The sequence below is a fragment of the Allobosea sp. Tri-44 genome (genome assembly GCF_004123845.1).
In the GTDB taxonomy this organism is placed as follows: Bacteria; Pseudomonadota; Alphaproteobacteria; order Rhizobiales; family Beijerinckiaceae; genus Allobosea.
In genome coordinates this window covers 1-6,156 of sequence record NZ_NBDP01000011.1, presented here as the reverse complement: position 1 = coordinate 6,156, position 6,156 = coordinate 1, and the positions used below count along the sequence as shown (strand labels likewise).

The 6,156-nt window shown below is 64.2% G+C and carries 8 protein-coding genes and 2 pseudogenes; 7 read left to right on the top strand and 3 right to left on the bottom strand.

The window, feature by feature from the left end; translation table 11 throughout:
- Window positions 1-69 precede the first annotated feature (69 nt).
- Window positions 70-333: a DksA/TraR family C4-type zinc finger protein gene (locus B6S44_RS09360; protein WP_129156645.1), complete on the bottom strand. Its 264-nt coding sequence runs from the start codon at window positions 331-333 to the stop codon at window positions 70-72.
- Between the two features lie 1,119 nt (window positions 334-1,452).
- A pseudogene (locus B6S44_RS09355) lies at window positions 1,453-1,881 on the bottom strand (DUF1810 domain-containing protein).
- Between the two features lie 551 nt (window positions 1,882-2,432).
- Between B6S44_RS09355 and B6S44_RS29840 the strand changes: the two are divergent.
- The 7 genes and pseudogenes from B6S44_RS29840 (at window position 2,433) to B6S44_RS09335 (ending at window position 5,256) form a co-directional block, all read left to right on the top strand.
- Window positions 2,433-2,588 (top strand): hypothetical protein, encoded by a 156-nt coding sequence (locus B6S44_RS29840; protein ID WP_248309524.1) that lies wholly within the window; start codon window positions 2,433-2,435, stop codon window positions 2,586-2,588.
- A gap of 11 nt (window positions 2,589-2,599) precedes the next feature.
- Window positions 2,600-2,770, top strand: a complete 171-nt coding sequence (locus B6S44_RS29835; RefSeq protein ID WP_248309523.1) for a hypothetical protein — start codon at window positions 2,600-2,602, stop codon at window positions 2,768-2,770.
- A pseudogene (locus B6S44_RS30195) lies at window positions 2,763-3,810 on the top strand (branched-chain amino acid ABC transporter permease). Before B6S44_RS29835 ends, B6S44_RS30195 begins: the two are co-directional and overlap by 8 nt.
- Complete coding sequence (locus B6S44_RS30040; RefSeq protein ID WP_282568177.1) at window positions 3,807-4,013, top strand: ATP-binding cassette domain-containing protein; 207 nt, start codon at window positions 3,807-3,809, stop codon at window positions 4,011-4,013. The pseudogene B6S44_RS30195 and the gene B6S44_RS30040 overlap by 4 nt, the downstream one beginning before the upstream one ends.
- Complete coding sequence (locus B6S44_RS30035; protein WP_282568176.1) at window positions 4,010-4,339, top strand: ATP-binding cassette domain-containing protein; 330 nt, start codon at window positions 4,010-4,012, stop codon at window positions 4,337-4,339. Before B6S44_RS30040 ends, B6S44_RS30035 begins: the two co-directional genes overlap by 4 nt.
- Window positions 4,340-4,397: 58 nt before the next feature.
- Window positions 4,398-4,547: an ABC transporter ATP-binding protein C-terminal domain-containing protein gene (locus B6S44_RS29820; RefSeq protein ID WP_248309520.1), complete on the top strand. Its 150-nt coding sequence runs from the start codon at window positions 4,398-4,400 to the stop codon at window positions 4,545-4,547.
- Between the two features lies 1 nt (window position 4,548).
- Window positions 4,549-5,256 carry an ABC transporter ATP-binding protein gene (locus tag B6S44_RS09335; RefSeq protein WP_129156644.1) on the top strand — a complete coding sequence of 236 codons (708 nt, stop codon included), beginning with the start codon at window positions 4,549-4,551 and terminating at the stop codon, window positions 5,254-5,256.
- A 479-nt stretch (window positions 5,257-5,735) separates the two neighbouring features.
- Here the strand turns inward: B6S44_RS09335 and B6S44_RS09330 are convergent.
- Window positions 5,736-6,156: dihydrodipicolinate synthase family protein (locus B6S44_RS09330; protein WP_465246098.1), on the bottom strand; the 421-nt coding region annotated here is incomplete at its 5' end.

Here is a 6,156-nt window from a genome sequence, read left to right as displayed (position 1 = left end):
TACTTTTCGCACTAACATCATTCCTGCACCCCGAAACGGGCCCCCTTTAGACTGGGTCTTCAGCTTGGATCACTTCAACTGGCTGTCCTTGCTGCCGCGGCGATTGATGCCGCCGAGGATGAGGCGGCGGTCGAGGCCAGATTGGCAATCGACACACGTGCGCGCGCTCGGCATCGCCTTGCGCCGAGCTTCAGGAATTTCCTCGCCACACAACTGGCAGTGTTTTTCGCCGGGACCAGTTGCCAACTTGGCGCGAGCCAGTCGCACCGCGTCAGTAATGAAATCGTCAATCTGATCCTGAACTGCCCCGTCTGGAGCCCAGCCGCTCGCCATCGCCGTGCCCTCCGCTCGATCCCCATAAATCAAGATCGATGGCTTTGGTTCCAGCACGGTGAGTGGATAGCCGTCGGGTAATCAGGCGATCCGCGCCACGCTCAAAACTGCGACCGGCTGCAGGGCCGTCAGCGACGACCGTTTCAAGGTTCGCGCTGCGTTGCATCGTCGAGACCGGGTCGGCTCGGGGGGCGTGGCATATTTCGGATCTCAAATTTCGCAATCTAACCACAGGGCTAAATCATAACGGATCCGAAACGATTTTGCCAGAACTACCCTGGCGCCGGATCGTCCTCAGGGGTCGAATAGGGTGTTTTCGGCGCGCGGCCTGCGCTCGCTCCAACGATTTTGCCTTCCGACGCGCGTCGCGTAGCTCTTCGATCGTCGCCTGCCACCAGCCTCGCGCCTTGTCAGATGCCTCTGCGGCCTGGCGGGCGGGCCAGGTACGCACCAATTCGTCGTGCGAGGGGTCGCCGCCACAGGGCCCATTTGAGATCTCCAGCGGCGTCTGAGCTCCAAGGGTAATGGTGTCGTGCGATATCGGGGTCGACAAGCTCGCCGGTGACCTCTGTGAAGGCAACGGCGCCTTCGTGCGACAGGAGTGGTCGATCGAGCGGCGGCAGCCTGTCGGCTAGCGCGGGATAGCGCCGCCGACGCTTCTCTCCGGACACCGCCTTCACCTTTCCGTACCCAGGCGTAGCCTTGAGCTCGTCGCGGCGCCGGCGTCGTTCCTCGGGCTCGTTGCGTAAGGCAGCCGCTTCGATGGTTGGCCACCGCCTTCGCATCTCGTCGAACGATCTGTAGGGCACTCGCCAAACACGCTCGTCACCGTCCCACCAAGCCCAGGGCAAGGCTCGGAGCTCTTCCACCTCCGTCTTCTAGTATGGCGTGCGGACCAAGAGCTCCTGCTCGGGCACAAGGTATCGGCTATCGATGGGGGCGCAGTGGAAGGCATCGCGGCCACGCTCGTCGGCGTACGCTAGGACCCCAGAGAGCTCGCGCCAGGGGCGTCTTCGGCCGCAGACTCGACACTGACGCTGATTTCAGGAGTCGTCGCCATAGTTTCTCGTCGCCCGCGGGGGCCCACGTTGATAAGCAACGCGATATCAAGTGCGTGGTTCAGGTGGACAATAGATCGACCGTGCGCGGATCCATTTGCCCGCCATTGTAGCAGGCTAAAGCGGCTTGAAAGGCGCTTTGATTATTATCGGATGCCAGCGCAAACAGTGTCATGCTCGAAACGAATTTCATGTCGTCGGGCGAGCCGAAAATCTAGTGCAGCGTCCGCCGCTCAAGCGAAAGCACAAAGCTGGTGCATGAGAAAAGCCGGCGGCAGAGCAGCGGGTGCGCGTTATAGGCCTGAGCTTCCGCCATATCGGCGATACCAAAGCGATGTGAGGTCGGCGAGCTGCCAAGCCCGCGAAGCTGCGGGAACACGAACCACATCCAGTGGCTTCGTTTCTGGCCGGCGTGCAACTCCGCCAGGGCGTCGGCGATGACGTCGTCCTGCGCTGCGATGAAGCGTTCGAGGTCGAATGGGTCGGCCAAGGTAAGCCCCTCGCAGTCAGATCCTGCCGTATTGCGGCTCAACGCGATCTAATCTGAGAAGCAATACAGAAAATACTCCAACCCCGACAAAAAACAAAACAACCCCTACTCCTATGACAAGCGCAACAAAATGCCCAATTTCAACTCTGCCTATCGCCGTCAAAACTTCAGAAATAGGCATTCGCCCTAAAGCTGAATGGAAGCAAAAATCCCACAATCCAAATACACTTAAAACTACAATTGCTAGCGTCAGAGTGACGCCGCTCGTCAAAAAACTGATTATTGCCCAGAGGGTGTTTTCGAGGGCGCCAATCTTCCCACCGCATCACCTCAATGTGCTTGATCAGATGAGATGACTACATTCGGGTTGGACAGATTATCTATCCGATTCTGCCTCTTGCCTCGCCCTTTGCTCAACCGCGATTTTGGCAGATTCAGACAACGGCACTCCCAGCACCCAGGCCGCTCGCTGGTGCGCCAGCCGCGTCTTCCCTGATGTCGGGCGCCACGGGCTGTCCCATGGCCGCGGACAGCTTCTGGATGCGGCGCACGTGCAACGCATCCAGACGGAGTTTCTCGGCCTCCGCAGCCTTCTGGCGGCGCCGCTCGCGCGCCAAGAAGGCCTGGCCGGCGTCCTGCTCGCGCCGATCTATTCGGTCTTCCCGACCATGGGGCGCGACTTCACCAGCTCGCCTTCACCGTCGTGATCGTCGGCGGCATGGGCTCGATGTGGGGTGCGGTCGTCGCCGGTCTGCTGCTGACGCAGGTGCAGGCGCTCGCCAGCCTGGTGATCTCGCCGGTCTGGACCGATCCGATCGTGTTCGGGACCATGGTCGCCTTCCTCGTTTTCCGCCCGCAGGGCCTGTTCGGGAGGCTCGGCCATGCGTGACCGGCTGACATTGTCGATGCGCGCGAGCCATCTGCGCGCTCTGGTCTTCGTCGCGGCCGCGCTCGCGCTCGCCGCGATCGGCGCCGCCAGCGGCGACACCTTCTATCTTCGCCTCGGCACGGAGGCGCTGATCTTCGCCGGCCTGGCGCTCGCGGTCGACCTGCTGCTCGGCTATTCCGGTGCGCTCTCGCTCGGTCAGGCGCTCTATTTCGGCATCGGCGCCTATGTCTCGGCGCTGACCCTGCTGAAGGTGCCTTCGGTCTGGCTCGCCATGGCGGCGGCGGGCGGGGCGACTCTCGTCGCCTCGATCGTCGGCGGGCTGATCGCCAACCGGGTGCGCGGCGTCTATTTCGCGCTGATCACCTTCGGCCTGGCGCAGGTCGTCACCAAGGTCGTCTACAACACCCGCGAGCTCGGCGCCTCCGACGGCATGATCGGCATTCCCGTCATCGAGATCGGCTTCGGCCCGGTCTCGGTCTCGGTCTCGGCCGGCAATCCGGTCGGCTTCTTCCTGATCGTGCTCGCAATCATCATGGGGCTGTACGGGCTCACCGCCTATCTGCTCGATTCGCCATTCGGGCGGGTGCTGACCGCTCAAGGCCAATGAGAAGCGGGTGCCCTTCCTCGGCTATTCGGTCTGGCGGGCGCGGATGTTCTCCTATGTGCTGGCCGGGTTGATCGCCGGGCTCTCGGGCGCGCTCTACCCGATGCTGCGCGGCTTCGTCTCGCCGGAACTGATGTTCTTCGCCACCTCCGGCAATGCGGTGATCTCGGTCATCATCGGCGGCGTCGGCACGCTGATCGGCGCGATCTACGGCTCGGTGCTGCTCGTCGTGCTGAAGTCGATCATCGGCAGCTGGACCGAGCACCATCTCATCGTGATCGGCCTGATCTTCATGGTCTGCGTAATGTTCCTGCCCAAGGGGCTCGTCGGCTTCATCCGGCCGCGCATCGCGGAGCGCTTGCTCGCCGGTGCGCAAAAGCCGACCGCGCCGCCCTTCGCCCCGGCACGGCTCGAAGCGGGGAGTGCCAAGCCATGACCGGTCCTGTCCTCGAAACCCGCGATCTCGGCATCGTCTTCGGCGGCCTGAAGGCGGTAGACAAGGTCAGCTTCAGTGCGCAGCGCAACCGGATCACCACCGTGATCGGGCCGAACGGCGCCGGCAAGTCGACGCTGTTCAACCTGATCAGCGGCGCGCTCAAGCCGAAATCCGGCCAGCTCCTGATCGACGGCATCGAATGACCGGCGCCTCGCCGGCGCGCACCAAGGCGGCCGGGCTGTCGCGCTCGTTCCAGATCACCAACCTGTTCTTCGAGCTGACGGTGGCGGAGAACCTGCGCATGGCAGCGCAGGTGCTGGAGCCGAAGGCCCGCGCCTTCCTGCCGCTTGGCCGCTCGACCCGGGCGCTCGCCAAGACCGCCGAGATGCTCGAGCGCTTCCAGCTCGGCCACAAGCGCGACGAGCTCGCCGGCCATCTCTCACATGGCGACCAGCGTCGGCTCGAGATCGCGGTCTGCCTGGCGTCCGAGCCCAAGATCCTGCTGCTCACGAACCGACGCAGGGCATGAGCCATGCCGACACGGCTGATACCGCCAAGCTCGTGCCGAGCTCAGCCGCGATGTCAGCGTGCTCCTGATCGAGCATGATATCGGGCTCGTCATGAACCTCTCGGACCATGTCGTCGTCATGCATCAGGGCCGCAAGCTTGCCGAGGGGCCGCCCGCCGTGGTGCGGGCCGATCCGGCCGTGCAGGCCGCCTATTTCGGACATCACTGACATGCTCGCGATCAACGGACTGCACAGCCATTACGGCCTGAGCCATGTCATCCAGGGCATCGACTTTTCGGCGGCGCCCGGCGAGGTGATTGGCATCTTCGGCCGCAACGGCGTCGGCAAGACGACGCTGCTCAAGACGATCGCCGCCTGGGTCAGGCCGAGTGAGGGCGCGATCACGCTTGGCGGGCAATCCCTGAACGGGCTCGCGACCGATCGGATCTGCCTCTCCGGCGTCGGCCTGGTGCCGGAAGACAGGCGCATCTTCCCCGGCCTCACCGTCGAGGAGAACCTGCAGCTCGGCCTGTTGCAGGTGCGGGGCCGCGCAGCCAAGGCGGAGCGCGCCGCCATCGACCAGATCTATGACCGCTTTCCTCGGCTTGGCGAGCGGCGTCGCCAGCTCGGGACGACATTGTCGGGCGGCGAGCAGCATATGCTCGCCATGGCGCGCGTCCTGGTCGGCGAGCCCAGGCTCGTGCTGGTCGACGTGCCCAGCGAGGGGCTGGCGCCGATGATCGTCGCCGAGGTCTTCGCCATCGTGCGCGAATTGCGCGAGCGCGGCTGCATCGTGCTCCTCGTCGAGCAGAACGTGCATGAGGCGCTGTCGGTGACCGACCGCTTCGTCGTCATCGAACGTGGACGGATCGTGCTCAGCGGGGAGGCCGAAGACCCGCAGGACCGCGCGAGATTGCTGACCGCCCTGGCCGTCTGATGCCGAAGTGCATCTCGCAGGCCGTTTGCTGCACTACAGGCTCTGGGGCTCGCCGGCTGACGCCGGGCGGCGACCTCCACATGACGCCCCAGGCCAGCGAGCCTCTGCCGCGGGTTGCCAATGCGCCGCCGGTGCCGGTTTCGATTCGCCCTGTTGCTCCGATGAAGGCGATACTGTCCAAAGAATCTCCGGCTCTGTTGCTATGCAGTCCGACCTCAGGTCACCCGCCAAGTTCTGGTCGCCGTTTCGAACTGGAACTTCGAATTCTCTCCTCGACCGGCAAGAGGGCTAGCGTGACGAGACGACAGTCAAAGCGCCTGCTAGAGCTCAGGCAGCGGGAGCCCATGCTCGCTTCGGCCGAGCCGGATTTTCATGGCCCGGGAGATTTCTGGCGACGCTTGCAGGCACTGGTACACCGACTTGGCAATGTGCGCTTGCCGGCCCCCTCCCATGTCGGCTTGTGGAGCGCTGTAAGTCCTTCAAATTCTCGCGCGCGCATCGTGCTTCGCCAGGCGACCGAGCAGGTAGTCGACCTCGGCCTTGGCGGCGGCGGTCAGGCCGGGACCCGGCTTGCGCTGCGCGTCGCTGGCGAGGATGCCGCGCTTCATCATCACATATTTGCGCACGGCGAGGCCGACGCCCTGCTGCTGCTCATAGCGCAGCAGCGGCAGATGCGCGTCGAAGATGTCGTTCGCGTCGTCGCGACGGCCGGCCTTGCTGGCCTTGACCACGTCGATCAGCAGTTCCGGGAAGGCGTAGCCGGTGTTGGCGCCGTCGGCGCCGCGCTCCATCTCGAAATCGAGGAAGAGCCCGCCATTGCCGGTCAGGATCGCGACGCGCCCCAGCGCGCCCTCGGCCTCGGGGTCGGAAGAGCACCCGGCTGAACCCCAGTCACCCCGG